Annotated in this window: 24 protein-coding genes, 1 tRNA gene, 5 pseudogenes and 1 riboswitch; of the genes and pseudogenes, 22 read left to right on the forward strand and 8 right to left on the reverse strand. The window is 41.2% G+C overall.

Features of this window, described 5'->3' with window-relative positions; genetic code table 11:
- Positions 1-15: 15 nt before the first annotated feature.
- On the reverse strand, positions 16-495 hold the full coding sequence (locus tag M5V91_RS00535; RefSeq protein ID WP_009332941.1) for a hypothetical protein: 480 nt from the start codon (positions 493-495) through the stop codon (positions 16-18).
- An 88-nt stretch (positions 496-583) separates the two neighbouring features.
- Here M5V91_RS00535 and M5V91_RS00540 point away from each other — a divergent pair, with 88 nt between their 5' ends.
- On the forward strand, positions 584-1219 hold the full coding sequence (locus M5V91_RS00540) for an MBL fold metallo-hydrolase (RefSeq protein ID WP_251175081.1): 636 nt from the start codon (positions 584-586) through the stop codon (positions 1217-1219).
- 205 nt (positions 1220-1424) lie between these two features.
- Positions 1425-2485: pseudogene (locus M5V91_RS00545) on the forward strand (class I SAM-dependent methyltransferase).
- Positions 2486-2530: 45 nt separating this feature from the next.
- Here M5V91_RS00545 and M5V91_RS00550 read toward each other — a convergent pair.
- Entirely contained in the window at positions 2531-2776 is a 246-nt protein-coding gene (locus M5V91_RS00550; protein WP_009332938.1) for a DUF2626 domain-containing protein, read from the reverse strand.
- 150 nt (positions 2777-2926) lie between these two features.
- A pseudogene (locus M5V91_RS00555) lies at positions 2927-3623 on the reverse strand (helix-turn-helix transcriptional regulator).
- Positions 3624-3869: 246 nt separating this feature from the next.
- Here M5V91_RS00555 and M5V91_RS00560 point away from each other — a divergent pair.
- Positions 3870-4223 (forward strand): Spx/MgsR family RNA polymerase-binding regulatory protein, encoded by a 354-nt coding sequence (locus M5V91_RS00560; protein WP_019380414.1) that lies wholly within the window; start codon positions 3870-3872, stop codon positions 4221-4223.
- A gap of 240 nt (positions 4224-4463) precedes the next feature.
- Here the strand turns inward: M5V91_RS00560 and M5V91_RS00565 are convergent.
- Positions 4464-4535: transfer RNA gene (locus tag M5V91_RS00565), tRNA-Gln, on the reverse strand.
- 165 nt (positions 4536-4700) lie between these two features.
- Between M5V91_RS00565 and comGA the strand changes: the two are divergent.
- The 9 genes and pseudogenes from comGA to M5V91_RS00610 all read left to right on the forward strand — a co-directional run bounded on the left by comGA (position 4701) and on the right by M5V91_RS00610 (position 9416).
- A pseudogene (gene comGA, locus M5V91_RS00570) lies at positions 4701-5752 on the forward strand (competence type IV pilus ATPase ComGA).
- The gene (gene comGB, locus M5V91_RS00575) at positions 5739-6635 is read left to right on the forward strand and encodes a competence type IV pilus assembly protein ComGB (RefSeq protein WP_369425922.1); all 897 of its coding nucleotides are present in this window, start codon (positions 5739-5741) and stop codon (positions 6633-6635) included. Before comGA ends, comGB begins: the two are co-directional and overlap by 14 nt.
- Before the next feature lie 133 nt (positions 6636-6768).
- Positions 6769-7092, forward strand: coding sequence for a competence type IV pilus major pilin ComGC (gene comGC / locus M5V91_RS00580; protein WP_019380175.1), 324 nt, complete (start codon positions 6769-6771; stop codon positions 7090-7092).
- Positions 7089-7529 carry a competence type IV pilus minor pilin ComGD gene (comGD, locus tag M5V91_RS00585; RefSeq protein ID WP_019380176.1) on the forward strand — a complete coding sequence of 147 codons (441 nt, stop codon included), beginning with the start codon at positions 7089-7091 and terminating at the stop codon, positions 7527-7529. Before comGC ends, comGD begins: the two co-directional genes overlap by 4 nt.
- Positions 7513-7842, forward strand: a complete 330-nt coding sequence (locus M5V91_RS00590) for a hypothetical protein (RefSeq protein ID WP_009332930.1) — start codon at positions 7513-7515, stop codon at positions 7840-7842. Before comGD ends, M5V91_RS00590 begins: the two co-directional genes overlap by 17 nt.
- Positions 7793-8272 carry a competence type IV pilus minor pilin ComGF gene (gene comGF, locus M5V91_RS00595; protein WP_226280632.1) on the forward strand — a complete coding sequence of 160 codons (480 nt, stop codon included), beginning with the start codon at positions 7793-7795 and terminating at the stop codon, positions 8270-8272. Before M5V91_RS00590 ends, comGF begins: the two co-directional genes overlap by 50 nt.
- Positions 8262-8645, forward strand: a complete 384-nt coding sequence (gene comGG, locus M5V91_RS00600) for a competence type IV pilus minor pilin ComGG (protein WP_019380177.1) — start codon at positions 8262-8264, stop codon at positions 8643-8645. Before comGF ends, comGG begins: the two co-directional genes overlap by 11 nt.
- 39 nt (positions 8646-8684) lie before the next feature.
- Positions 8685-9153 (forward strand): annotated as a pseudogene (locus M5V91_RS00605) (shikimate kinase).
- 77 nt (positions 9154-9230) lie between these two features.
- Positions 9231-9416, forward strand: a complete 186-nt coding sequence (locus M5V91_RS00610) for a YqzE family protein (protein ID WP_009332926.1) — start codon at positions 9231-9233, stop codon at positions 9414-9416.
- Positions 9417-9462: 46 nt separating this feature from the next.
- Here M5V91_RS00610 and M5V91_RS00615 read toward each other — a convergent pair whose 3' ends face one another.
- Entirely contained in the window at positions 9463-10257 is a 795-nt protein-coding gene (locus tag M5V91_RS00615) for a YqhG family protein (protein ID WP_009332925.1), read from the reverse strand.
- Positions 10235-11921, reverse strand: a pseudogene (locus tag M5V91_RS00620) (DEAD/DEAH box helicase). The gene M5V91_RS00615 and the pseudogene M5V91_RS00620 overlap by 23 nt, the downstream one beginning before the upstream one ends.
- Before the next feature lie 180 nt (positions 11922-12101).
- Positions 12102-12189, forward strand: a riboswitch (glycine riboswitch).
- Between the two features lie 500 nt (positions 12190-12689).
- Here M5V91_RS00620 and gcvT point away from each other — a divergent pair.
- The 3 genes from gcvT to gcvPB are packed head-to-tail and all read left to right on the forward strand — an operon-like array spanning position 12690 to position 16608.
- Complete coding sequence (gene gcvT / locus M5V91_RS00625) at positions 12690-13793, forward strand: glycine cleavage system aminomethyltransferase GcvT (RefSeq protein WP_019380181.1); 1104 nt, start codon at positions 12690-12692, stop codon at positions 13791-13793.
- 15 nt (positions 13794-13808) lie between these two features.
- Positions 13809-15155, forward strand: coding sequence for an aminomethyl-transferring glycine dehydrogenase subunit GcvPA (gcvPA, locus tag M5V91_RS00630; RefSeq protein ID WP_019380182.1), 1347 nt, complete (start codon positions 13809-13811; stop codon positions 15153-15155).
- Positions 15148-16608, forward strand: coding sequence for an aminomethyl-transferring glycine dehydrogenase subunit GcvPB (gene gcvPB, locus M5V91_RS00635; RefSeq protein ID WP_284521654.1), 1461 nt, complete (start codon positions 15148-15150; stop codon positions 16606-16608). Before gcvPA ends, gcvPB begins: the two co-directional genes overlap by 8 nt.
- 253 nt (positions 16609-16861) lie before the next feature.
- Here the strand turns inward: gcvPB and M5V91_RS00640 are convergent, their stop codons facing one another.
- The gene (locus M5V91_RS00640) at positions 16862-17245 is read right to left on the reverse strand and encodes a rhodanese-like domain-containing protein (RefSeq protein ID WP_009332920.1); all 384 of its coding nucleotides are present in this window, start codon (positions 17243-17245) and stop codon (positions 16862-16864) included.
- A gap of 182 nt (positions 17246-17427) precedes the next feature.
- Between M5V91_RS00640 and M5V91_RS00645 the strand changes: the two genes are divergently transcribed.
- The 4 genes from M5V91_RS00645 to M5V91_RS00660 all read left to right on the forward strand — a co-directional run bounded on the left by M5V91_RS00645 (position 17428) and on the right by M5V91_RS00660 (position 23333).
- A complete protein-coding gene (locus M5V91_RS00645; protein WP_019380183.1) occupies positions 17428-18264 on the forward strand; it encodes a lipoate--protein ligase family protein in 837 nt (278 codons plus the stop codon).
- Between the two features lie 344 nt (positions 18265-18608).
- A complete protein-coding gene (locus M5V91_RS00650) occupies positions 18609-21170 on the forward strand; it encodes a vitamin B12-dependent ribonucleotide reductase (RefSeq protein WP_009332918.1) in 2562 nt (853 codons plus the stop codon).
- A 147-nt stretch (positions 21171-21317) separates the two neighbouring features.
- Positions 21318-22343, forward strand: coding sequence for a spore photoproduct lyase (gene splB / locus M5V91_RS00655; protein WP_009332917.1), 1026 nt, complete (start codon positions 21318-21320; stop codon positions 22341-22343).
- Positions 22344-22448: 105 nt separating this feature from the next.
- A complete protein-coding gene (locus M5V91_RS00660; RefSeq protein WP_009332916.1) occupies positions 22449-23333 on the forward strand; it encodes a patatin-like phospholipase family protein in 885 nt (294 codons plus the stop codon).
- Positions 23334-23462: 129 nt separating this feature from the next.
- Here M5V91_RS00660 and M5V91_RS00665 read toward each other — a convergent pair whose 3' ends face one another.
- A complete protein-coding gene (locus tag M5V91_RS00665) occupies positions 23463-23789 on the reverse strand; it encodes an SA1362 family protein (protein ID WP_284521655.1) in 327 nt (108 codons plus the stop codon).
- A 474-nt stretch (positions 23790-24263) separates the two neighbouring features.
- Between M5V91_RS00665 and M5V91_RS00670 the strand changes: the two genes are divergently transcribed.
- The 3 genes from M5V91_RS00670 to M5V91_RS00680 all read left to right on the forward strand — a co-directional run bounded on the left by M5V91_RS00670 (position 24264) and on the right by M5V91_RS00680 (position 26464).
- On the forward strand, positions 24264-24740 hold the full coding sequence (locus M5V91_RS00670) for a YqhR family membrane protein (RefSeq protein WP_439649970.1): 477 nt from the start codon (positions 24264-24266) through the stop codon (positions 24738-24740).
- Between the two features lie 214 nt (positions 24741-24954).
- Positions 24955-25401 carry a type II 3-dehydroquinate dehydratase gene (aroQ, locus tag M5V91_RS00675; protein WP_009332913.1) on the forward strand — a complete coding sequence of 149 codons (447 nt, stop codon included), beginning with the start codon at positions 24955-24957 and terminating at the stop codon, positions 25399-25401.
- 1 nt (position 25402) lies between these two features.
- Complete coding sequence (locus M5V91_RS00680) at positions 25403-26464, forward strand: M24 family metallopeptidase (protein WP_009332912.1); 1062 nt, start codon at positions 25403-25405, stop codon at positions 26462-26464.

Raw genomic sequence — 26464 nt, forward strand, 5'->3', positions numbered from 1 at the left:
TTTATATTTTTTCTTCTATTTGTCGAGGTCTAAAAATGACACTTGTATGTCATATGCTTCAGCAATGCCGATTATTAAATCCTTTAAGTGAAGTTCTGAAAAATAAACCAATGGCACTTCTTCTTCTTTTGCGGTAAAGACTAAATGCTCCTGAAATTGATAGACAGCCATCCGGACATCTTCTGCACTGCCCCCGGTTATAGTAAAGGCGCTAAGGAGCTCGGTGAACAAGCAGAACCCGCTGTCTGTTTCTATGGCAAAGTCATCAAAAGTTTCTCCCTTTACACCAGATTTTATGTACCAGAGATTAAAAAATTCTTCGAATAGCCCGGCTTCGACAAGTACACTTCTTGTGAATTCGGCATGAGCCATCTGCTCAAACAGAAACGTGCTCTGCTGAAAATCGAACAGTTCAGTCTCTTTTTTTATTAGATCCATGAATTCGGGCACATCTTGAATAATATAGCTGGCTTCAACACCAAATAGGATTTTCATCTTATTCTCCTTTTGCAGATATAAGGCATTCCATTCTGATATAGTGTAAAATAATAAACAATTAAACCAACACTGGGAGGTGTAAGCAATGGAATGGAATCAGATCCCTCTTGGCCCATTGCAAACAAACTGTTATGTTCTTTCGAATGAAACCAAAGATTGTTTAATCTTCGATCCGGGTGAAGAGAGCGGAAAACTAAGCGGTATTATTGAACAGAAAGGACTAAAACCTCTAGCTGTAATTCTTACTCATGCTCACTTTGATCATATTGGCGCTGTAGACGAAATAAGAGATGCATTTTCTATTCCTGTATACATACATGAAAAAGAAGCAGCATGGCTTTCAGATCCAGCCTTAAACGGATCTCACCTTTTTAAAATAGGCAAGCTGATAAAAGCAAGGCCCGCCGACCATATTATAACAGGGGAACAAGAGTTGAGCATAGGTGAATTTAACTTGAAAATTCTAGAGACACCAGGCCATTCTCCGGGCAGTATTTCACTATATTTTGAAGATGCAGATCTCGTGGTTGCCGGGGATGCTTTATTCAGCGGGAGCATTGGACGCACAGACCTTCCTGGCGGCAATCATCAGCAGCTTCTTGAAAGTATACATAATAAGCTTTTAACATTGCCTGAAGAAACAGAAGTACTCCCTGGACATGGACCGGTAACGACAATTGGGCAGGAAATGGATTCAAACCCCTTCCTGAATGGGTTCTGAATGTAAAATAGAAAAGCCCTTCTCCAATGAGAAGGGCTTTTCTGGGGATGTTTTATTCATATAAAAAATGGGAGGGGATATAGTTAAGCTACTACATTAACAATATAACAGAGAAAACACTATGTCAATAGTGAAAAAAAGTGATCAAAACAAGATTGCATGGCTGTTTCCAATAAGCTAGAATTTTTTAAAAAAGGGAGTTCTTATGCGGAATTTTTTAATGAATTTTATAGAAAATACTCCTCAGCAAATGATCAGCTATGCTGAATATATCCAGCAGGCCCTGTATCATTCCGAATATGGTTATTATATGAAAAACACACCAAAAATTGGGCCGGCAGGAGATTATATAACAAGCAGCAATATTTCTGATATATATGGAAGGACGATTTCAAAGTGGTTTTTTCAGATGGCAAAGGAGTATAAGCTGCCTTTTCAGGTCTGCGAAATAGGGGCGGAAATGGGCGTTTCGCCCGAGCTTTTATTGATGAATGGAAGCTTATTGCTGATGAAGAGATTCATTACTGCATTTTTGAAACAAGTCCCTATCACAGAAAGCTGCAGGAGGAACAGATTGTATTTTCTGAAAGTATAAGACAAATAGATAGCTGGAATGAAATCACCCCATTTTGCGGCATGATTTTTTCAAATGAGCTGTTTGATGCCTTGCCCGTACATGTGGTTGAAAAAAGGAAGGATCAATTGCATGAAATTATGGTTACCGTAAAAGAAGGGGAGCTTGCAGAGATAGCTGTGCCATTAACAAATGGAGATATTTACTTATTTCTTGAAGAAAGCGGTCTGTCACCTAGCAATGGCCAAAGAATTGAAATTCCTCTGCAAATGGAACAGATGATCAAGAGCTTGTCTGCTGCTCTGGATAAAGGCATTGTACTGACTGCCGATTATGGGTATACAGATGAGGAATGGCAAGAGCCGATGAGAAGGGATGGAAGTCTTAGAGGCTATTACAAGCATTCTTTAATGAATAATGTACTCGAGCACCCTGGAAAGATGGATATAACCAGCCATATCCATTTCGATTCCCTGATCCGCATTGGAGAAAAGGAAGGGCTGAACTTCCATTTTAAAATGAGACAGGACGAATTCTTGCTGTCTGCAGGCATACTACAGGAACTTGAAGATCATTATGATTCTAACCCGTTTTCTCCTATCAGCAAAAGAAACAGGGCAATCAGAAGTCTGATTATGCCTTCAGGTATGAGTTCAGCATTTCACCTGGTTCTTCAGGCTAAGAAAATATGAGAAAAATAAAAAAGCGATGGTTTCATCGCTTTTTTATATCGGCAATTAGTGGCCGCCCGCGCCTGGTGTCATCATAAATGTTGACCAATAAGTGAAGCCTACGAAGAAAACAGTCAAGTATGCTCCAAAAACATAAATATACATACGTTCGGAAAGCTTTAAGTAGCTTAAAAGCAGGAAAAATCCTGTTTGGCCGAAGAAAATCAGGGACGTTGTATACATGTCGCCAAGGTAAAACATAACTGCGAAAATTCCCGTCCAGAAGCCTAATACTCTGTACATACGATCCATATGTATCCCTCCTTTTACCCTTACAAGTCCATCACTACAATATTATAAAGTAAATGCTTAATAAAAGTAAATAATGGTTTCAAAATAGTCCAGAAAAGAGCAGGAAAAACGATATGCTTGTTAAGCTGGTTTTTTCCTGGATCTGTTTTTTTAGTTTCCAACAAATGCCTGATAGGAGCATGCATCACAGCCAGTCAGCATATTTTGCTTTTCCACCAGCTGAATAGAATGAAACAAACTTTCGAACATACCCTTCAAATATTCATTATGCATATTGCACACAGGCTCTCTGTGGCGGGCTGCAACTTCTTTAAATGGGCAATTATAAATTTGGAAATAGACAATAGTCTTTTCGGCGTTTACATCAAATTCAGGATGAAAACCTGACATATCGGCAGCATGCTTTAGGATGTTTAATTTCTGGTCAAAGGTAAGTTTTTCTGTTCCTGCAAATCTTTTAAGCTCTTGCTGGATCAGTTCTCTGCCAAATTTCTTTCCTGTCGAATACAGTGCCTTTCTGCCTTCTTCACCTAACTCCAGCATTGTCTCCATGGTTATTTTTGCAAGCAGCTGATAATCCCTGTAAGGAAAATGCAGCTGAATCACGTCATCAGATAACCGATATAAGCGGCTTGGCCTTCCGCCTTTGCCTGTTTTTTGTTTCAGATACAAGCATATTGACATCTTCGAGCTTGGATAAATGCAATCTTGCAACATTGGGATGAATGCTGAAATTATCTGCAATCTCCTGTACGGTCACATCTTTATGTCTTTTCGTAATGTATTGATAAATATAATAGCGGGTTGGATCGGATAACACATTAGTTATTTTTAATGTTTGCTCCATTTATTGTCACCTCAAAAGGGTAATTTATTCCCGAGGTCATCAGCTGTCACTTATATGAATGAGCTGGCGCCTTCCTGGCATGCTTCCATTATAATACAGTCGATTTAGGTTAACACTGTAATCACTATAAGTTTAGAAAATGTTCACAAATGAAGTTTAATTACGTATACAAATGTGTATACGTTTATTGTACAAATGATGTACAATTTAAGTAAAATAATATTGAAGTTTGTGAGGAGAAGAGTTATGAGCCAATTGACATTTTTCACATATCCCAGCTGTACTTCCTGCAGAAAGACGAAAAAATGGCTGACAGCCCATTCAATTGATTTTGAAGAAAGGCATCTCTTCAGGGAGACTCCATCATCAAGAGAATTACTAAAAATACTTTCCTTAACAACAAGCGGCCTTGACGAACTGCTCGCTACCCGCAGCCAGACCTATAAAAAACTGGAACAGAACCTTGAGGAATTATCTTTATCAGAAGTGGTGCAAATAGTAATTAAGGAGCCAAAACTGCTGCGGAGGCCCATACTGACAAATGGAGATAAAATTGTCATAGGCTATAATCCGGATGCATTTAAGAATATTGCCAAATAGATTTTATCGCAGTCTAACGGGCAGTAAAATTCCCGTTACAAGAATCAGAGGAATCAATTGAGGATAAGTGGTGGGCAAAATGCCCGTATAGGCCCGATTGGTTCAACTAACAATCAGTGGGTTATAAAAAAACCACTGATTGAAATTTGAAATTTCACTTTATGGGAAATGCGTATAGATTGCGCATTTCCTTTTTTTGTAGTAAAAAAGGAAGGAACACCTGGTGTCCTTCCATAATTACTGGGCTAGCAGGATTCGAACCTGCGCATGACGGAGTCAAAGTCCGGTGCCTTACCGCTTGGCTATAGCCCATCAATTCATTTGGTACACTTTTATTATGAAAAGAAAAAAATAATTTATTCACAAATTCGTCAAAAAGATTTGCCGAAATATGGAGGTTATACTCGGGATTAGGCGAATTATTATCTATAACAATTAATAAAGGTGGTGCATAATTAGTTGAGTGTAATTGAAAGAATGGCAGAACGAATTATCAAAGACGCCGTCAGGAGCCATGCTTCCGACATCCACATTATTCCCCGAAGAAAAGACACTCTAATTCAGCTCAGGTTCGGCAGCCAATTGACCCCCAGGCTTTATCTTCCTAAAGAAGAGTGCGACAGACTGATTTCTCATTTTAAATTTACCGCTTCGATGGACATTGGTGAAAAGAGACGGCCGCAAAGCGGTGCCTATTCTCTTGAAGTAGATGGACAAATGATTGGACTGCGTTTTTCAACCCTCCCATCAAGCCACAGCGAAAGCCTCGTTATCAGAATTCTGCCCCAGCAGGAACAAATTCCTTTTTTCAAATCAGCCTTTTTCCAGACATGACCAGAAAAATGCTGGCATTGCTGAAACATGCTCATGGATTAATTATTTTCACAGGACCAACTGGAAGCGGAAAAACCACAACATTGTATTCTCTGCTGAATGAAACCTCTCATATGTTCCATCGCAATGTGATTACCCTGGAAGATCCGATTGAAAAAGAGAATGACTTGGTCCTTCAAGTTCAAGTCAATGAGAAAGCGGGCGTATCTTATTCCGCAGGCTTGAAAGCAATCCTTCGCCATGACCCCGATATCATTATGGTGGGTGAAATCAGGGATGCGGAAACTGCGAAGATTGCTGTTAGAGCAGCACTTACAGGTCACCTTGTCTTAAGCACGATGCATACTCGGGATGCTCAGGGGGCTGTATATCGTTTAGCTGAGTTTGGGGTGAATATGATGGAAATTGAGCAGACACTAGTGGCTGTCACGGCTCAGCGCCTTGTCGAATTGAATTGCCCTTATTGTGAAGGGGAATGTTCTCCATTCTGCTATGGATACGGCAGGTGGAAAAGGGCAAGTGTGTTTGAGCTTCTTGCAGGAAGAGCGCTTAATGCCTCCATAAAGAAGGCGAGAGGCGAAAGAAGCCTTGTTAAGTATCGCACACTTAAAGAGGTAATAACTAAAGGGATTGCTCTTGGATATATAAAGGAAACTGAGTACAGCAGGTGGGTGCACGATAATGCGGAAACATAAATGGACCATTCAAGAACAGGGCTTGTTTCTGAAAAATACTGGTGAACTGCTGTCCAGAGGGTACCCCTTATCTGAGGCACTGGAATCAATGATGCATCAGCTGCCGCCAAAACGAAAACATGAAATTAGTCAGTGCCTCTCTCAATTGAAAGAAGGATTTCCTTTTTATCAAATCCTTGCAAACATGAACTTTAATAATAATCTGATCGGCTATGTGTTTTTTGCCGAACAGCATGGCGGCCTTGCTTCTGCATTTCTTGAAGGAAGCGAAATGGTGCTGAGAAAAGGAAGGGACATTCAAAAATTGCAAAAACTGATGACCTATCCTATTTTCCTGATGTTCATTACCGCATTCCTATTTGTTTTCGTTGATAAAGTCCTGCTGCCCCGTTTCTCTTCCTTATTCGTTTCCATGCACCTTAAGCCTAATTTCTTCACAAAAGCCGTTTATTTGTTTGGGGACCTTCTCCCATTATTCATTCTGATTGTACTCTTCGGTTTAGTCACTTTACTTATATACTATTTTTTTAGATTCAGAAACCTTTCCCCTATCCAGCAAAAGATGGTCATAGTAAAAATTCCTGCTGGAGGCCATTTTCTTCGTCTTTACTACACCCATTTCTTTGCTGTACAGCTCAGTCACCTCTTAAACGGCGGCCTATCCACACATGAGGCGCTTAGTCTTTTTGAAAAAAATGATAAGCAGCCTTTTTACAGCGCCCTTGGTGAAGCCGTGAAAATCAAACTCCGTGAGGGGAATAAGCTTGAGGATATACTAATTAGTTATCCTTTTTTTGAAAGGGAGCTGGCCAATATTATCAGACATGGTCAAAAAAATGGCAGGCTGGACCAGGAATTATCTTTTTCAGCAGGCATTGCCTAAATAAATTGGAGGAAAAGACAGAAAAACTTCTTAAAATGATTCAGCCTGTTTTATACATGTTTATCGGTTTTTTAATAGTGTCAATGTATTTGGCAGTTCTGCTGCCTATGTTTCATCTATTGGAGGGATTTTAATGAAATGGCGTACAGTAAATAATGACAAAGGGTTCACGCTCATTGAAATGATGATTGTTTTATTGGTGATTTCCGTACTCTTAATCATCACCATTCCGAATGTAACGAAACACAATTCAAAAATAAACAGCAAGGGATGCGATGCGTTTGTTAAAATGGTGCAGGCCCAGGTTCAGGCATATGAAATTGACAATAAAGAGCTTCCTTCAGGTATACAGGATTTAGTGGATGCCGATTACCTCAATGCTGAAACCACGACTTGTCCAAATGGAGATGCCATTAAGATTTCTGCAGAGGGGAAGGTTGAATCTTCAGGGTTATGATAAAGAACAAAGAGGGCTTTACATTAATAGAAACTCTTTTCGTTTTCAGTATTTTCCTTATAATTGCCACGATTACCTCTATTCTTCTTAAACCGCAATTCCTCTATCTTGAAAAGAGAATGTTCTTTTCCCAATTAAAGTCTGACCTGCTTTATGCCCAGAATTATGCCATCACCCATCAGACAGATGTAGCTATTCAAATTGTTCCCGAGGAGAAAAGGTATTACGCCCAGGTAAAGTTTGCAGCTGATCCTATCTTCAGCAGAGAATATCCTGGAATCATTGAGATTAAGGAGGGTACCATGCCATTGTATTTTCAATACGGGCCAGGGGGAATTACAAATAAATTTGGTACTTTCTATGTCAAAACAGACAATGAGCAATACAAAATTACCTTTTTAATCGGAAGAGGGAGATTTTATGTGGAGAAGGAATGACGGCTTCTTTTTGGCTGAGCTCCTTCTGTCTTTATCGGGGATGCTGCTTGCAGCGGGTGTAATGTTTCCTCTTGTCATTAAGGCTATTGAGCATTCTGAAGAGGTAAAACAGGATTACGAAAGCACACAGCTGCTTTATGAGAGTCTCCAGGAAGCCGCCTCGGAAGGGAGTTATCCTGTGGGGAAGACTATTATAAAAAATCAAACCGTCTATGAAATAGTCCCTATGGAAAACCAAGGATTTATGGAGGTTTGCATAAGATATGAAAACGTACGGGATAGATCGAAAGAAAAGTGTGAAGTATTCCAATAATAAAGGATTTACCATGCTGGAAATGCTGTTTGCGTTTGCAATATTCTTAATGATTGCTTCCTTTTTGCCTGTCAGCATTAATTTCCTCTTTCAGGACTGGAAAATGGAAGCCAGGACACAAAGACTTGAGTGGCATGTATTTATCAATCAGCTGAAAAAAGAGATTAGGCTTGCTGATGCTGCAGAAATATCACCTGTTTCCATTGTATTAACCATAGACGGGAAAAGTGTGATTTATGAAAAATATGGTTCCAATTTGAGGAGGAGAGTGGATATGAAAGGCCACGAAGTTGTCCTGCAAAAACTTGATAGAATAACATTCAGTTCCATTAATGGCGGAGTTGAAATAAATGTATCAGATAGTTTTGATCAGGAGCATTCGGCCTGTCTTTATTACCTGATGAATATGGAGGATATTGATGTACCGTAATCAGGATGGATTTTCTTACCCTCTTACTTTAACAATCATTCTGGCTGCACTCTTTCTCCTTACGATTCAATTAGATCAGTTTATTTCTGAGAAAAGGATAGTGAATCAGGCGGAAACCGTCATAATGCAGGAGTATTACTTACTATGTTCCTTTAAAAAAACTGAAAAAATGCTGAGCGAAAATATAGACCCTGATAAATCAGGAATTTTTTCGTTTAAAAATGGATCTGTTTCATATGAAATCTCCCCAGTGGCAACAAGCTTAATTCAAATTACCTTCAAAACGAAAATTGGCTCTGATAAGGAAATTTCCGGATATGCTTACTATGACACGGATCTGCAAAAAATGATAAAATGGATTGAAAAAAACTGAGTGGGGATAAAGATGAAGCCAATTTACTTAATCGGATTCATGGGTGCCGGCAAAACAACAATTGGAAAAGAGCTTGCATCCTGCTTAAACCAAGAAGTAATCGATACAGATGAAGAAATAGTTATGCGGGAGAAGAAAAATATTAATGATATTTTTGAAGAGCATGGAGAGGAATACTTCAGAAATCTTGAAACGCTTATATTAAATGAGTTTGACAATAGAGCGGGAATTGTTACTACTGGCGGGGGAATTGTAGTTAAGCCTGAAAACAGAAAAAAGCTGAATGAAAAAGGAATCGTTTTCTTCCTTTATGCTTCGCCGGAAGAAATATTTAAACGGATTGAAAATGATCATTCCAGACCCCTGCTGAAAGGCGATAAAAAAGCTGATTCAGGAACTTTATGAAAAAAGGATGCCGCTTTATAAAGAAACCGCCCATGTAGTCATTGATACCACCAATAAAGATAAAGCAGAAATAATTCAGGAAATAATAGATTGTTTAGGGTAAAAACTCGTTGGACATACTTGTAAATATAAATAGCAGGTTGTAATTGCAATATGTGCAGAAAAAGGCAGGTATGACAAATGAAATCCAACGATTATGTAAAGTATCTTACCCAGACAGTAGTAAAATATATAGATCAGCCCAAAGATGAGCGAAAACGGCATAGAATAGAGAAAAAGGACATGAAAGAGCCATTTTTATTCAGGTGGTTTGGCATGTTTTCATATGTTTTCTATTTGGGCATGAGAAGAAAAAAACATAAGTAGATTTCACGCAAAAAACCGGCAATTTCTGCCGGTTTTTTGTGTGCTTTCATACTGCGCTGTCTGTCAGATAGAAGAGGCCTCCATTTATTATAGAGATATTAATCTTTGGCTCATATTGCTCTTGAAGGGCTGCTTTCTCGTTTTCATAGCTTTCGCCCTTTTCTTCTGCATCTTCATAAAAATGTTCAAGAAGGCTGAGATCCTTTTGCCAGCGCTTGCGGGCTTCATCAGCCCATAAATGTTCTTCCTGTTCAATTACGGACTTTATGAAATTAGCTACCCTGAATACACCGCTTCCCGGCATAATGAGCGGTGACAGAGTGAAAGAGTAGTCGGGAATCTTTGGTGTAAGGCTCATGCCAAGCAATCTGTCATGAAAGCTTTCAACCATTTGCCCATTTATTAATTGGAGGCCGATGGATTTAAAGACATCTCTTTTTCGGTCGCATTGATAAGATACACGGACGTTCATTCCCAGCCATGGCCTTAATGGAACCTGCATGCCTGGTGCCTCCCGGTGGTTTTCATACAATCGTATATAGCCTGCCAGGTTCCGGGCAGAATGAAAGATCTGGTGAAGTCTTGGGGAGCCAAAATGAATGACTTCCCCCTTAATATGTGCAGGGGCGAGCTGCTGGTTTGTAATAAGTGTAAGCTGCATTGGGTTAGGAACTCCGCCTGTTTTTTCGAGATAATGCCAGTAAAAGGGGCGATTCATTAATTCCTTATCCAGATCAATCGTCAGCTGTACGGTCATATACCCCGGGCCTTTATCAATTATTTCGCATCCATTTGCGTGAAAATACCTTTCAAGGAATTTATGAATTTCCTGTTGCTGCATTCAGTCCACCTTCTTTCATATCCTCAGCAAATTGAATCATGCTCGTAAGGTTCTCCATTTTGATTCTCATTTCACCTTCAGAAGCAGATCTTCCGAAAATGTCAACAAGGTGATCGTCAATACTGCCAAATTCAAGTTTTGTTAAAATATCATCCAAATCACCTATGACTTTTTCAAAAAGATGTATTTTCTCATATAAAAGCTTCATTACATGTTCTTCGACTGTATCTTTAGTGGCAAAATTATAAATCATGACATCCTTTTCCTGGCCGAGACGATGGATACGTCCTATCCTTTGTTCGAGACGCATTGGATTCCAGGGGAGATCAAAATTAATGATATGATTGCAGAATTGCAGGTTTATCCCTTCTCCTCCTGCTTCTGTTGCAATCAGGACTTGAGCATTCTTTTGGAAAAGCTCCCTCATCCAGTCCTTCTTGCCTCTTTTAAATCCTCCCCTGAACGGCACAGATGTAATCCCATATTGTTTTAAAAACCACTGAAGATACATTTGTGTTGCTCTGTATTCAGTAAAGATTATGACCTTGTCATTTATGTTTTGTATTAATTCCAGAGCTTTTTGAGCTTTGGAATTTTGCTGGACAGCTTCCACTTTTTTAATAAGGTATTGAATTTGTTCCTGAAAAGCTATTGAGGGCTGTTCCTGTCTTTTTAGCATATTCTGAAGGGTGAAATAGACAGCTTCCCTGCTGCTGCACGCCTCTCTTTGCAGGGTCATCACAGAAAATTGGCTCGAACTGACCCAGTCACCTTCACCCCGCAGCTCTGTTACAGCTTCATAAAGCTCGCGCTCAGCCTGCGAGAATTCAATCGGTATTGTTTCCACCTGTCTTTTGGTCCATTCAATTCCTGTATCTGCCCTGCGGTTGCGGATCATTACTTTGTTTACGAGTTCTTTTAGATGTGCATCATCGTTTAAAGAACGCGAGTCCTTTTATAATTCTCATAAAAGGCTGATTCATTGCCCAGATGGCCTGGTTTGAGCAAAGACACAAGGTTGAATATCTCACTTATGCGATTCTGAATAGGTGTCGCTGTTAAAAGGAGGCAAAACTTCTTTTTCAGGTTTTGCACAAACTCATAGTTTTTGGTTTTATTATTTTTAAGCTTATGAGCTTCATCTATAATGATCAGATCATAATCAAGGCTGTAGATAATATCCCGATGGGGATTTCGTTTGGCTGTATCAATGGATGATACCACTACATCGCATTGTTCCCATACATAGCTTTTCCGCTGTGCCACAGCCGGAATAAAAAATTTGCTGTTGAGCTCCATGGCCCATTGTGAAACGAGGGAAGCAGGAACGAGTATAAGGACTTTTTTACGAGTCCCCTGATCATATATTCCTTTAATATCAAACCAGCTTCAATCGTTTTGCCGAGACCGACCTCATCAGCAAGGATCGCTTTGCCGTTCATGCTTTCAACAACCTGCTTGGCTACTTCCAGCTGATGGGGAAGGGGAGTAAGATTCGGCAGATGCTTTGGAGCCTGCAGGCCTTCAAAATCAGGAATAGTCGTGTGGTTTTCAACCTCAACAGCCAATTTATAAAGCTCCCAATTTCCCCATGGGCCGTCGTCATCAATTCTTTTTAAGAATTCATCCTGCCAGGCAGAATCAAAGCCAATTTGCACTGTCATAAAAACAGCTCCTTTTATCTATATAAAGATATTGCCCAAACCTCGTTAAGGTGGTACGATGTTAATAGCTTTGAAAGTTTTGAAAGTTAACACATTACATTTAGTTAACCGAAATAATGGATTTTTTATTTTTTCTGTTTGGTATAAGTATGACCAACTTGGAAAATTTTATAAATGCGAATGACAACAAGGGGAGAGACTACTTTGTAGCGCCGAAGGAGCAAGCAAAATCTGTGAATCTCTCAGGCAAAAGAACTCTTGTTTGACGCAGCTCTGGAGAGTGCTTTTTAATAAGCCACCCAAGGGGAAAGCCGATTTCGGTAAACTTTCAGGTGCAAGGACAGAGATCTTCTCATATTTGAGGGGATACTCTGTCCTTTTTTATGTTCAACAAGAAATTTTTGAACTTCGAGAACTGTCTAGCTCCATCGCCTACTCCCTCGAGGTCACAAGCTTGTCTTGTTTCGGCTTCTAGGGACTCGGGGTCATAAGCCGTTTCCTTTCAGAAGGAAAAACGCCTTCTTACAGGAACCGTCTTATGCCTGAGGCCCCCAGGATGAGGGTCATGCAGACGTTGCCACAGGACGTGGCGCTCTCAGTCTGCGTTCCTTGAAAGGACAATCGCCTCCACATTTCGAGCAATCCTCCCAAAAAGGCAAAGAACGCCTTTCCGTGAGGCTTGTCTTGTGCTTGTCGGGGGTGGGCAAGGCGCTTCCGCTTTTCTTATGTTCCTGCAACAACTTCAAAAGATTTAAGGGGGACGAGTAAATGTCACAGTTAAAACGCACGCCTTTATTTGAGGTGTACAAAGATTACGGAGCAAAAACCATTGATTTCGGGGGCTGGGACCTTCCTGTTCAATTTTCAAGCATTAAAGAAGAACATGAAGCAGTCCGTACAAAAGCCGGGCTTTTTGATGTATCCCATATGGGTGAAATCGAAGTGAAGGGGACGGATAGCCTTAAATACCTTCAAAAAATGATGACGAACGATATTTCCAAATTAAAGAACTCAGGTGCTCAATATACAGCCATGTGTTATGAGAATGGCGGAACTGTTGATGATTTACTTGTCTATAAAATAGAGGATGATCATTATTTGCTGGTTGTAAATGCTTCCAATATTGAAAAGGACTTCAACTGGCTTCAGGACCATGCTGAAGGGAATGTGGAATTGAAAAACCTTTCTGAAGATATGGCACAGCTTGCGATTCAGGGACCGCTTGCAGAAAAAGTGCTCCAAAAGCTTGCTGGCACGAACCTGTCGGATATCGGATTTTTCAAATTCCAGCAGGATGTAGATCTGAATGGAAAGAAAGCGCTAGTCTCCAGAACAGGTTATACAGGAGAAGACGGATTTGAAGTTTATTGTGATGCCCAGGATGCAGTCGCATTATGGATTGAAATCCTTGAAGCAGGCAAAGAAGAAGGCGTGCTGCCATGCGGGCTTGGCGCAAGGGATACTCTTCGTTTTGAAGCCAACCTGGCACTCTATGGGCAGGAGCTCTCGCCTGAAATCACACCTCTTGAGGCAGGAATCGGCTTTGCTGTAAAAGTCAATAAAGAAGCTGATTTTATCGGCAAAGAAGTGCTTAAGAATCAAAAAGAAAATGGGGTTCCCCGCAAGCTGGCTGGAATTGAAATGATTGACCGCGGCATTCCGCGCCATGGCTATCCTGTATATAAAGGGGAAGAACTGATCGGGGAAGTGACAACAGGAACTCAATCTCCGACATTAAAAAAGAATATTGGCCTTGTTCTTATCAAGAAAGAGCATGCGGAGCCGGGAACTGATTTGGAAGTGGAAATCCGCGGCAAACGACTGAAGGCTAAGATTGCAGCAACACCTTTTTATAAAAGAGAAAAGAACTAACCGGGGGAGAAAATGATGAAACATCGCTATTTACCGATGACAGAGTCTGACCAGAAAGCAATGCTTGAAAAAATCGGCGTCAGTTCTGTGGAAGAACTATTCAGTGATATTCCCGAAAGTGTAAGATTTAAGGGTGAATATAAAATCAAGCCGGCAAAATCTGAGACAGCCTTACTGAAAGAGCTTACTAAAATGGCTCAGAAAAATGCTGATCTTCGTACAAATACATCTTTCCTTGGTGCGGGTGTTTATGATCATTACATGCCAATCATTGTTGATCATGTGTTATCCCGTTCAGAGTTTTATACTGCCTATACTCCTTACCAGCCAGAAATCTCCCAGGGAGAGCTCCAGGCAATTTTTGAATTCCAGACCATGATCTGTGAGTTAACAGGAATGGATGTTGCCAACTCATCTATGTATGATGGCGGAACAGCACTTGCTGAAGCAGCCATGCTAAGCGCAGGCAGCACACGCCGCAAGAAAATTCTTATCTCAAGCGCCGTTCATCCTGAATCTAAAGAAGTAGTAAAGACATATGCAAAGGGCCAATATATTGAAGTGATTGAAATTCCTCATAAGGACGGCATCACAGATCTTGAAGCTCTAAATGGAATGATTGGCGATGATATCGCAGCTGTCATTGTACAGTATCCTAACTTTTTTGGCAGAGTCGAGCCTTTACAAGAGCTTGAGGAGATTATCCATGCCCATAAATCCATGTTTGTTGTTTCAAGCAACCCGCTTGCTCTTGGCGCACTGACACCTCCTGGTAAATTCGGAGCAGACATTGTAGCAGGAGATGCCCAGGTTTTCGGAATTCCTACAGCTTTCGGAGGCCCGCATTGCGGATATTTTGCCGTTACAACCAAGCTAATGAGAAAAGTGCCGGGCCGTCTTGTCGGACAAACGGTAGACGATCAGGGGCGCCGCGGCTTCGTGCTTACTCTTCAGGCGCGTGAACAGCATATCCGACGCGATAAGGCAACCTCAAATATTTGTTCCAATCAGGCTCTAAACGCACTTGCGGCATCTGTAGCGATGACTGCTCTTGGCAAGAAGGGCGTAAAGGAAATGGCTGCTGCCAATATGCAAAAAGCCCATTATGCGAAACAGCAATTTAAGGCTGCCGGTTTTGAAGTTCCATTCGAAGGCCCTTCATTTAATGAATTTGTCATCAAATTGAATAAGCCTGTTAAAGAAGTAAATCAAAAGCTTCTTGATAAGGGCATTATTGGCGGCTACGATTTGGGCAGAGATTATGCTGACCTGAAAAATCATATGCTTGTTGCTGTAACAGAATTGAGAACGAAGAATGAAATTGATGCATTCGTTAAAGAAATGGGGGATTACCATGCATAAGGAAGATCAGCCACTCATCTTTGAATTAAGCACAGAAGGCCGTATCGGCTACAGCCTGCCTGAAATGGATATTCCAGAAATTGACCTGGGCGAACTTCTTCCCGAAGGCTACCTGCGAGAGGAAGAGCCTGAGCTGCCGGAAGTGTCTGAACTTGATATCATGCGTCATTATACTGCACTTTCAAAACGCAATCATGGCGTTGATTCAGGGTTTTATCCACTGGGCTCCTGCACAATGAAATACAACCCTAAAATCAATGAGAATGTAGCGCGCTTCAATGGTTTTGCCCACTTGCACCCGCTGCAGGATGAAAGCTCTGTTCAAGGTGCTCTGGAACTGATGTATGATCTGCAGGAGCATCTGATTGAAATTACGGGAATGGATGAGGTTACACTTCAGCCAGCTGCAGGAGCACATGGAGAATGGACTGGATTAATGATGATCCGTTCTTATCATGAAGCAAATGGCGATACAAAGCGCACTAAAGTAGTCGTTCCTGACTCTGCCCACGGAACAAATCCTGCATCCGCGACAGTCGCAGGCTTTGAAACAGTAACTGTTAAATCTGATGAAAATGGGCTGGTGGATTTAGAGGATCTAAGAAGAGTGGTTGGCGAGGATACTGCTGCCCTTATGCTGACTAACCCGAATACTTTAGGTTTGTTTGAAGAAAACATTCTTGAAATGGCTGAGATTGTTCACGGCGCCGGCGGGAAGCTATATTATGATGGAGCTAACCTGAATGCTGTACTTTCAAAAGCACGCCCTGGAGATATGGGATTTGACGTGGTTCACCTTAATCTTCATAAAACCTTTACAGGACCGCATGGCGGCGGCGGACCGGGATCAGGGCCAGTCGGGGTAAAAGCGGATCTGATTCCTTTCCTTCCAAAGCCTGTTTTGGTAAAGAACGGTGACCAATATGAATTTGATTATGACCGCCCGCAATCAATCGGCCGTGTAAAGCCATATTACGGAAACTTTGGAATCAATGTCCGGGCTTATACTTATATCCGTACTATGGGGCCAGATGGACTGAAGGCTGTTACGGAAAGTGCGGTATTAAACGCAAACTATATGATGAGAAGGCTTGCGCCATTCTTTGACCTGCCATTTGACAGACATTGCAAGCATGAATTCGTTTTAAGCGGCAAGCGCCAAAAGAAACTTGGCGTGCGTACATTGGATATTGCCAAGCGTCTTCTTGACTTTGGCTACCATCCGCCAACCATCTACTTCCCGCTTAACGTGGAAGAGTGTATTATGATTGAGCCGACAGAAACAGAATCAAAAGAAACGCTGGACGCTTTTGTCGACGCCATGATTCAAATAGCTAAAGAAGCTGAGGAAAACCCTGAGATTGTTCAGGAAGCACCTCACACAACAGTAATTGGCCGTCTTGATGAAACAATGGCTGCAAGAAAGCCGGTTCTTCGCTATCAAAAGCAATAAAACGAAAAAGGGTGTCCCTAAGAGGGCACTCTTTTTTTGCGTCTTATAGACTACTTGTGAACTCTGGGAAGGAATAGGGAAATTTGGGAATTTGCAGCGATTCCGGGGAATGGAATCGAAAACCTGGGCATGAAACAAGCTAAATGAGAAAAGAACAGCGGTTTTGGCGAATAGATTATATGATTGAACTTAGAAGAGGGGTTTCCAATCAATAGACCCCGTTAAAATAACGGGGTCTTTTTAAATATTGCTATTATTTTTTCGCTTTCACTTTTCCTGTCCATTTTTTAAATCCGCCCTGCAGGTGTGAAAGGTCTTTGTAGCCTTTACGATGCAAAAACTGGGCAGCTCTCGCACTTCTCATGCCGCTTTGGCAATATAAGTAGACTGGCTTGTCCGGACGCAATTCCTTCATGCGCATTTTCATTTGTGAAAGCGGTATATTGCGGGCACCTAAAATATGGCCGTTTTCAAATTCATTTGGTTCACGTACATCGATTAATTGGGCTTTTCTGTAGCCTTCTCTGAACTGGTCTTCCGTAAGCGTTTTAACAATTCGGCGCTGATAAAACCAGGTTATCACGGAATAGGTAATGATTGCACCCAAAATGATAAGAATGAAATAAAGTGTTTCCAATATGTCTTTCTCCTTTCACACATAGGTAAGCCAACTAATATTATATAAGCCTTTCCTAATAGGAGTAAAGGAAATCTGTTAAATTTGTTATGGAAATTCAACTTGCTTTAAATTTCACTGGAATTTTGGTAGACTATTAACCGCAAATGACTAGTTAAAGAATCTGAAAATGAGGGCTACATATGACTAAAGAGGTTTGGCGTTTTATCGATTCAAAAGAGGGGTCACCTTCTTTTAATATGGCTTTGGATGAGGCGTTGCTTGACTGGAACAGTGAGGGCAAAATGCCTCCTGTAATCCGTTTTTACGGCTGGAATCCGGCGACTCTTTCAATCGGCTATTTCCAAAAGGTTGAAAAAGAAATAGATATGGAAGCTGTGAAGCAGCATGGATTGGGATTTGTCCGAAGGCCTACAGGCGGAAGAGGCGTACTTCATGAACATGAACTCACATACAGTGTGATCGTACCTGAAGCCCACCCCGAAATGCCGAATACAGTAACTGAAGCATACAGAGTTATTTCGGAAGGGATTTTAAAAGGTTTTCACGGACTTGGGATGGAAGCTTATTTTGCAGTGCCGAAGACAGCTGAAGAAAGGGACTCTCTGAAAAATCCAAGATCTGCTGTTTGTTTTGATGCCCCCAGCTGGTATGAACTTGTTGTAGAAGGCCGTAAAGTGGCTGGGAGTGCACAAACAAGGCAAAAAGGGGTAATCCTTCAGCATGGTTCCATTTTGCTTGATTTGGATGAAGACAAGCTGTTCAGCTTGTTCAAATATCCGAATGACAGAGTCAAAGAGAGAATGCAAAAAGCTTTTAAGAATAAAGCTGTTGCTATAAATGAGCTGACAACTGAAAAAATTACCCTGGATCAAGCAAAAGCAGCTTTCAAAAAGGGATTTGAAGAAGGCTTGAATATTGAACTTGAACCTTACAAGCTTACAGATGAAGAAATGGCATATGTACAAAAAATCGCAAAAGAGCGATATGAAAGTGATGACTGGAACTATAAGAGATAAAAGCGGCAAAGTCGCTTTTTCTCTTTTTTTAATGAATAATTTTCCAATTGTTGCCCTGGAAAAGTGCAAGCTTCAAAATATGTTAAAATTTATCGTTAATTGTCGGAAATCGGCTATTAACTCTGTTTTTCTTTAAATTTTGGTATATTTTAAGTTTGACAAAATCACTTTTAGTTGAACTAGACACAATATGTAGTGGTGTCGAAAATATTTAGGACACTATATATTGATTTTGGGGTTTGAGGTATGATAACTTTAGGGTACTCTTTTAAAACAGATAGATTTACCCTATCTGCCAGAATACTTACACAAATTGATAATTGAATTTAGAAGGAGTTGTAACAATGTCTGTTGCTCTAGGACAAAAAATGAAATTGAACATTGATCGTTTAAACAAGGATATCCGTCTTTTTCCTCAGGTTCACCCTGTAACCCCAGATATGAAAATGACCCACAAAGGTGTTTCCCGCTTAGTTATGCTAGATCGTTACACCTTCAAAGACACCGAGAAAGTGACACTCACAAACGGTGACTTCGTCGTCCTCACAATCAAGGAAGATCCAAAATTTCCGGCACGAGGCTTAGGATTCATCCAGGATATTGACTGGGAAAACAAGACAGCCAAGGTTTTAGTCGAGGAAGACTACAGAGGAGTACTGGATGATCCGGAAGAATCGAGAACAGGCATTATTACAAAGCCTCTTGATGTAATCGAGAAACCCCTTGAAATCTTCTATGAGCAAATCGCCAAGCGTAACGCAACAGGCCTGGCATCTGTTGAGAAAACCGAAGAAAAAAGAAAAGAATGGTTTGAAAAGTTCTATCAGGAATTGAAAAACTTGAATTTCATTCCGGCTGGCCGCGTATTGTATGGAGCGGGTGCCGACACAGATGTTACGTATTTCAATTGCTACGTAATGCCATTCGTACAGGACTCCCGTGAAGGAATTTCCGAGCACCGAAAGCAGGTAATGGAAATCATGAGCCGAGGCGGAGGAGTTGGGACAAACGGTTCAACCCTAAGGCCGCGCAACACACTGGCTAAAGGAGTAAACGGCAAGTCATCGGGTTCAGTATCCTGGCTTGATGATATTGCGAAGCTTACACACCTTGTGGAGCAGGGAGGTTCCCGCAGAGGCGCTCAGATGATTATGCTGGCAGATTGGCACCCGGACATCATCGAATTCATCATCTCGAAAATGCAAAACCCAAGAATTTTACGATTCCTTCTTGAAAATACAAATGATGATACAATAAAAAAATATGCTAAAGAAAAATTAAAATTCACTCCATTTACTGAACAGGAAATAGCCATGTACCAGGGTATTATCAATTACAAGAGCATTCCCGGCTATGGCGGTTTCAGCGATAAAATCATACAGGATGCTGAAGAAAAACTGGCGACTGGCGGTACTTACAGTGTTCATAATTCTGAATTCCTGACCGGGGCAAACATTTCAGTCTGCCTGACAAAAGAATTTATGGATGCAGTTGAAAATGATGCAGAATATGAGCTTCGCTTCCCGGATGTTGAATCATATGATGCTGATACCATGAAAACCTACAACGAAGAATGGCATAAAGTCGGTGACGTCAGAGAATGGGGAAAACTTGGCTATAAAGTCCGTGTTCACCGCAAAATCAAAGCGAAAGAACTTTGGAACCTGATTAATATCTGTGCAACATACTCGGCAGAGCCAGGTATTTTCTTTATTGATAATGCCAATGACATGACCAATGCACAGGCTTACGGACAAAAGGTTGTAGCAACAAATCCGTGTGGCGAACAGCCTCTTGCACCATATTCAGTCTGCAACCTTGCAGCAGTGAACCTTGCAGAAATGGCAGATAAGGAAAATAAGACCGTTAATTTTGAAAAGCTGAAGCGTACTGTTGAAGTGGGAGTACGTATGCAGGACAATGTAATAGATGCTACACCATACTTCCTTGAAGAAAACAAAAAACAGGCATTAGGCGAGCGCCGTGTTGGTCTTGGCGTTATGGGGCTTCATGACCTGCTGATCTATTGTGAAACAGAATATGGTTCTGAGGAAGGCAATGTGCTGATTGACAAAGTCTTCGAAACCATTGCAGCCACAGCTTACAGAGCTTCTGTAGAGCTTGCGGAGGAAAAAGGGAGCTTCCCATTCTTAACAGGTGAAAATGCTGAAGAAACAAATCGCCTGCGCAAAGCTTTTACAGAAACAGGCTTCATGCAGAAAATGCCTGAGGATATCCGTGAATCCATTTTACAAAGCGGAATCCGTAATTCACATCTTCTGACTGTTGCACCTACTGGATCCACAGGTACCATGGTTGGAGTATCTACAGGTCTTGAACCATATTTCTCCTTCTCATACTTCAGGAGCGGCCGCTTAGGCAAGTTCATTGAAGTAAAGGCAGATATTGTTCAGGAATATTTAGACCGCAATCCGGATGCAGATCCTAATAATCTGCCTGAATGGTTTGTGGCAGCAATGGATCTGGCTCCTGAAGCCCACGCAGATGTTCAATGTGTTATACAGCGCTGGATCGACAGCTCGATCAGTAAAACAGTAAATGCACCGAAGGGCTACAGTGTTGAACAGGTTGAGCAAGTGTATGAACGCTTATACCGCGGCGGTGCAAAGGGCGGCACTGTCTATGTAGACGGCTCACGCGATTCTCAAGTATTGACGCTGAAAGCTGAAGAGAACAGCTTTGAAGATACAGATACAGTCAAAAAAGAAAAATCAAAGCAGCATGTAGTTCTGGTTGATACAATCAGCGACCTGCGTTCAACCGATGTAACAATCGGTTCGGAAGTCGGCAATACATGTCCAGTATGCCGTAAAGGAAAAGTCAAAGAAATCGGCGGCTGCAATACTTGCACAAACTGTAATGCCCAGCTGAAATGCGGTTTATAAAAGAATAATTTAAACGAACCAAGAAGATGGAAATAATTGTTCCATCTTCTTTTTTTGCTGTTGGATTAATTGGTTCATACTACAGACATAGGGTTCTGCTGACATTTTTCCGCTGGCAGGACAAATTGATAAAGTGAGGTATGCCTAATGAAGCCATTTATCCCTCAGCTAGTTTATATAGAACCTCAAGCTCTCGAATATCCCCTAGGAAGAGAGCTAAAGGAAAAATTTGAAAAAATGAACTTGGAAATTAGGGAAACAACATCACATAACCAGGTGAGAAATATTCCCGGTGATAACGAATTGCAAAAGTACCGCAATGCGAAATCCACTTTGGTGGTAGGCATCAGACGAACTCTGAAATTTGATACATCCAAGCCTTCGGCAGAATATGCCATTCCGCTTGCTACAGGCTGCATGGGCCACTGCCACTATTGCTATCTGCAAACCACACTTGGAAGCAAGCCATATATTCGCACGTATGTAAACCTTGAAGAAATCTTTGAGCAGGCCTCTAAATATATGGAGGAGAGAAAGCCGGAGCTTACACGATTTGAAGCTGCATGTACATCCGATATCGTAGGGATTGATCATTTGACCCATTCTCTGAAAAAAACAATTGAATTTATTGGCCAGACGGAGTATGGCCAGCTCCGCTTTGTCACTAAGTATCATCATGTCGACCATCTGCTTGATGCTAAACATAATGGGAAAACCCGATTTCGATTTAGTGTTAATTCGCGGTTTGTAATAAAAAACTTTGAACCGGGCACTTCCTCTTTCGACGATCGGCTTGAAGCTGCCCGCAAAGTAGCTAATGCCGGCTACCCGCTTGGCTTTATCGTAGCGCCTATTTACATGCATGATGATTGGCGTGAAGGCTATCATGAACTTTTTCAAAGGTTAAGCAAATCGCTCGAAGGCATCAATCTGGAAGGATTAACTTTCGAGTTAATCCAGCACAGATTTACAAAACCAGCCAAAAAGGTAATTGAAAAACGCTACCCGAAAACAAAGCTGGAAATGGATGAAGAAAAACGCAAATACAAGTGGGGAAGATATGGAATAGGCAAGTATGTTTATCCGACTGATGAAGCAAAGGATCTTGAAAATACGATTAGGGGGTATATTCACTCTTATTTTCCAGAAGCAGAAGTGCAATATTTCACCTAAACCTGAGTTTTTGCTTGTCAGCCGTACTATTTTAAAAAGCTCCTGATTAAAGATGTATAAGTAAGAGTTCCTCTATGGGCAAGTACATCGACAGGAGTGGCTTACATGTATATAGATGGGGTTTTTTCAGGAGGAGGCATCAAGGGGTTTGCGTTAATCGGTGCTTATGAGGAAGTTCACAAAAGAGGCTTTCGATTTAAGCGGGTTGCAGGGACAAGTGCTGGTTCCATCGTTGCTGCTTTAATTGCTGCCAATTATACAAGTGATGAAATATATCAGCTCGTCGATCAGTTTGATGTAAAAAAGCTTCTTGATGAAAGAAAAACCTTTATTCCCTTCGCAGTAGGAAAATGGCTTAACCTTTATTGGCGGCTGGGATTATATAAAGGATCCGAGCTGGAAACCTGGATTGCTCAAAAGCTGGCTGACAGGGGGATTAGAACCTTTTCAGACCTTCCTCCGCAATCGCTGAGAGTCATAGCTTCTGACCTGACAAACGGAAGACTGGTAGTACTGCCCGATGATCTTATAAATTATGGGATTGACCCCGCTTCGTTTTCGGTAGCAAAGGCGATAAGGATGAGCTGCAGTCTCCCGTATTTTTTTGAGCCGGTTAAGCTGAACGCATACAGCAGCTCGAGTGTCATTGTGGATGGCGGGGTTCTAAGCAATTTTCCCATGTGGCTTTTTGATAAGGAAAACGTGAAAAAGACAAGGCCTGTCCTCGGGATAAAGTTAAGCCATAATTTAAGCGAACGGCCGCCGAATAAAATTGACAACGCCATCCAAATGTATGCTGCGCTTTTTGAAACGATGAAGGATGCACATGATGCCAGATACATCTCCAGAAAACATGCACAAAACATTATTTTCATTCCAACGGATGGCGTGCTGACTGCTGAATTTAATATAACCGAGCAAAAGAAAAAAGATCTTCTGGAGCACGGCAGGCAATGTGCGGAGCAATTTTTTTCATCATGGAGCTATTAAAGAGAAAAGCCAGAGCCCGATTCTTGAAGGTTCCCCAGAATTCAGGACTTATCATATAAAAGTAAAAAATCGAGCCCGAGTTAAAGGGAGGCTCGATTTTTCTTTTGCCTTTTTTGCCTTCTATGACTGTCAAGTGTGGAGAAGATTTTTCTTAGCCTTTTTAATTGAAGTAAGGGAACCTACAGAAGCCTTTCTTCCATTGGCTGAGCCCGTTTCTTTATTGTTAAAGCGCCTTTTTGATTTTTTGGCTGCCTTTATAAAAGCTCGCTGTTCCCGCTTTGAGGGATTAAATCTGTTAAAGCGCTGAAAAAGAAAGTATACAACAGCACCAATGATGACAATGACAGCTATTCTCTGCAAAAAACCGGCAGGATTTGAGATCAGGCTGACGGCAACTCCGATAACAGCTAGCAAAATGAGCCCGGAGACAATATAAAATGTAAATGGTTTTTTCAAGAAAGCCACCTCCCTAAAAGCATGATGAGCAATTTTATAAGCTTTTAAACTATATAAGCTAAAGTTTATCGAAATAATTAATGAAAGTTGTCTTCATATTTTTCTTTTCCTATTTCTTTACAATTTAAACAGCGGAATATATCTTTTAATAAGTATCGGGAATAGCTGGATGCTGCCTATACTTAAATTTATGCTATGCACACAAGTCCCGGAACACACATTACCTCAAATAAGCACAAAATCAAAGGACTGTATCATTAATTATTTTATTCGACCTAAAATCTCATAAAACCTCTATACAACAGGAAATTATATAAAAAATATGGACGATCTTTGCAGGATAGTTAATCCAATCTGCATTTATTTTAAATCTGGTGCAATGGAATAAATGCGTGTGGACATAATAGGAAAAGGAGGTGGCGCAAAGTGGCAGAAGAAAAGGAGCGCTTGGAACAGGATCAAAGGGAAAAACCAATGTCTTTTATGGCAATGGTGGTCATTACCGGACTGGTTGGAGGCATTCTTTGGAGCGGCCTGGCCTATCTGGCATACGTGTTTAATTTTACCGAAATTCGCCCTAATGTCATTCTCGAACCCTGGACGATTGGTGCCTGGAAAGAGGGCTGGCTGGGAACATTGATCTCAATTCTCTTTATTGGAGGAATATCAATTGTGGCGGCCTTAATTTATTATGCAGCGCTGCGGAAATTTCAAAGTATTTTCGTGGGGGCTGGCTATGGAGTTGCCCTTTTTTTACTGGTATTTTTTATACTCAACCCAATCTTTCCTGGAATCAGCCCGTTTTGGGATCTTGAGCGGAATACAATTATCACATCGATCTGTTTCTATATATTATTTGGCGTTTTCGTAGGGTATTCCATTTCATATGAAGCCCAAGAAATCAGAGGCAAGACTGAAGATGAAAAAAGACCCGCACAGATCCGGATTTAACTTGATGAACAAAGCATAATGACGAATGTTTTATCTTTGTGCATGATTGCTGTTAAGTGATGAAAAATTATGCGAAAAGCGCTATACATCAGAACTGTATGAAATTTTGCTTTATGATAGAATGTTCTTAATGGGCATTCTTTTTCGATGCTGTCAGGGAAATGACTTGAATAGAAAGAGAAGCCCGTCAGCAACTATGTTAAAGGGGTTGAACATGGGGAAAATACTCCTGTTAAATGGGCCGAATTTAAATCTGCTCGGCAAAAGGGAACCAGGTGTTTATGGAAAAGAAACGCTTGATCAGCTGGAGCAAAATATGAAAGCATTGGGTGCTTCGTTTGAGACAGAAGTGTCCTGTTTTCAGTCAAATCATGAAGGGGAACTCATTGACAAGCTTCACTCCGCCAATGAAGATGGCACACAGGGTATTATTTTCAATCCCGGGGCATTTACCCATTATAGTTATGCGATCAGGGATGCTGTTGCAGGAATCCAGGTTCCTTTGATCGAAGTACATATTTCTAATGTTCATGCCAGAGAAGAATTCAGGCATACTTCTGTCATTGCACCTGCTGCAATAGGGCAAATAGTTGGCCTGGGCTTTAAAGGATATGAACTTGCTTTTCATGCATTATTGGATATTCAAAAGGGGAGAGGATAAGATGGAGAAAATACAAAAATTACGCGAACGCTTTACAGAGTCTGGGATAGATGGAATGCTGATTACCAGCAGTTACAATCGCCGCTATATGACTGGCTTTACCGGTTCAGCCGGCGTCGTATTAATCAGTGCGGATAAAGCAATCTTCATAACCGATTTCCGCTACACGGAACAGGCAGCTAAACAGTGTGAAGGGTATGAAATTGTAAAGCATACTGGTGCAATTCCTGAAGAAGTTGCCAAACAGGCTGAACAGCTTGGGATCAAAAAGCTTGGCTTTGAAGAGAATCATCTAACTTTTTCTTCCTATAAGGCTTATGAAAAAGCTGTTAACGCTGAACTTGTCCCTGTTTCTGACACAATTGAAAAGTTACGCTTGATAAAGACCGAATCAGAGATTAAGATAATAAAGGTGGCAGCTGACATTGCAGATGCTGCGTTTAAACATATTCTTGATGTCATTCGGCCGGGAATTACTGAACTGGAAGTTTCGAATGAATTAGAATTTTTTATGAGAAAAGCGGGTGCAGTTTCATCATCGTTTGATATTATCGTAGCATCCGGATACCGTTCAGCACTTCCGCATGGAGTCGCCAGTGATAAGGTTATCGAAAAAGGCGATTTTGTCACACTGGACTTCGGCGCTTATTATAAGGGCTATGTTTCAGATATTACCCGCACGGTTGCTGTTGGAGAACCTGAAGATAAGCTGAAAGAAATCTATACAATCGTGCAGGAAGCTCAGGAGCGGGGGATGGAAGGCATCAAACCGGGAATGAGCGGCAAAGAAGCAGATGCCTTAACTCGTGATTATATTTCTGGTAAAGGCTATGGCGAGTATTTTGGCCATTCTACCGGACATGGCATCGGGCTTGAAGTGCATGAAGGGCCTGCATTGTCATTTAAGTCTGATGTTATCCTTGAACCTGGAATGGTTGTAACGGTGGAGCCGGGCATTTACATACCGGGCCTTGGCGGTGTCCGCATTGAGGACGATACAGTCATTACAAAGGATCACAACGAAACGCTTACTCATTCTACTAAAGAATTGATCATTCTTTAA

The organism is Cytobacillus pseudoceanisediminis (assembly GCF_023516215.1).
Lineage (GTDB): Bacteria > Bacillota > Bacilli > Bacillales > Cytobacillaceae > Cytobacillus > Cytobacillus pseudoceanisediminis.

Coding starts and splice junctions, on each gene's coding strand:
- comGB (WP_369425922.1), top strand. CDS start 5,739: ATGCGGAAACATAAATGGACCATTCAAGAACAGGGCTTGTTTCTGAAA.
- M5V91_RS00650 (WP_009332918.1), top strand. CDS start 18,609: ATGTCTGTTGCTCTAGGACAAAAAATGAAATTGAACATTGATCGTTTA.
- comGD (WP_019380176.1), top strand. CDS start 7,089: ATGATAAAGAACAAAGAGGGCTTTACATTAATAGAAACTCTTTTCGTT.
- gcvPA (WP_019380182.1), top strand. CDS start 13,809: ATGAAACATCGCTATTTACCGATGACAGAGTCTGACCAGAAAGCAATG.
- aroQ (WP_009332913.1), top strand. CDS start 24,955: ATGGGGAAAATACTCCTGTTAAATGGGCCGAATTTAAATCTGCTCGGC.
- gcvPB (WP_284521654.1), top strand. CDS start 15,148: ATGCATAAGGAAGATCAGCCACTCATCTTTGAATTAAGCACAGAAGGC.
- M5V91_RS00670 (WP_439649970.1), top strand. CDS start 24,264: ATGTCTTTTATGGCAATGGTGGTCATTACCGGACTGGTTGGAGGCATT.
- M5V91_RS00610 (WP_009332926.1), top strand. CDS start 9,231: ATGAAATCCAACGATTATGTAAAGTATCTTACCCAGACAGTAGTAAAA.
- M5V91_RS00590 (WP_009332930.1), top strand. CDS start 7,513: ATGTGGAGAAGGAATGACGGCTTCTTTTTGGCTGAGCTCCTTCTGTCT.
- M5V91_RS00680 (WP_009332912.1), top strand. CDS start 25,403: ATGGAGAAAATACAAAAATTACGCGAACGCTTTACAGAGTCTGGGATA.
- splB (WP_009332917.1), top strand. CDS start 21,318: ATGAAGCCATTTATCCCTCAGCTAGTTTATATAGAACCTCAAGCTCTC.
- M5V91_RS00540 (WP_251175081.1), top strand. CDS start 584: ATGGAATGGAATCAGATCCCTCTTGGCCCATTGCAAACAAACTGTTAT.
- comGG (WP_019380177.1), top strand. CDS start 8,262: ATGTACCGTAATCAGGATGGATTTTCTTACCCTCTTACTTTAACAATC.
- M5V91_RS00615 (WP_009332925.1), bottom strand. CDS start 10,257: ATGCAGCAACAGGAAATTCATAAATTCCTTGAAAGGTATTTTCACGCA.
- gcvT (WP_019380181.1), top strand. CDS start 12,690: ATGTCACAGTTAAAACGCACGCCTTTATTTGAGGTGTACAAAGATTAC.
- M5V91_RS00550 (WP_009332938.1), bottom strand. CDS start 2,776: ATGGATCGTATGTACAGAGTATTAGGCTTCTGGACGGGAATTTTCGCA.
- M5V91_RS00560 (WP_019380414.1), top strand. CDS start 3,870: ATGAGCCAATTGACATTTTTCACATATCCCAGCTGTACTTCCTGCAGA.
- comGF (WP_226280632.1), top strand. CDS start 7,793: ATGAAAACGTACGGGATAGATCGAAAGAAAAGTGTGAAGTATTCCAAT.
- M5V91_RS00645 (WP_019380183.1), top strand. CDS start 17,428: ATGACTAAAGAGGTTTGGCGTTTTATCGATTCAAAAGAGGGGTCACCT.
- comGC (WP_019380175.1), top strand. CDS start 6,769: ATGAAATGGCGTACAGTAAATAATGACAAAGGGTTCACGCTCATTGAA.
- M5V91_RS00535 (WP_009332941.1), bottom strand. CDS start 495: ATGAAAATCCTATTTGGTGTTGAAGCCAGCTATATTATTCAAGATGTG.
- M5V91_RS00660 (WP_009332916.1), top strand. CDS start 22,449: ATGTATATAGATGGGGTTTTTTCAGGAGGAGGCATCAAGGGGTTTGCG.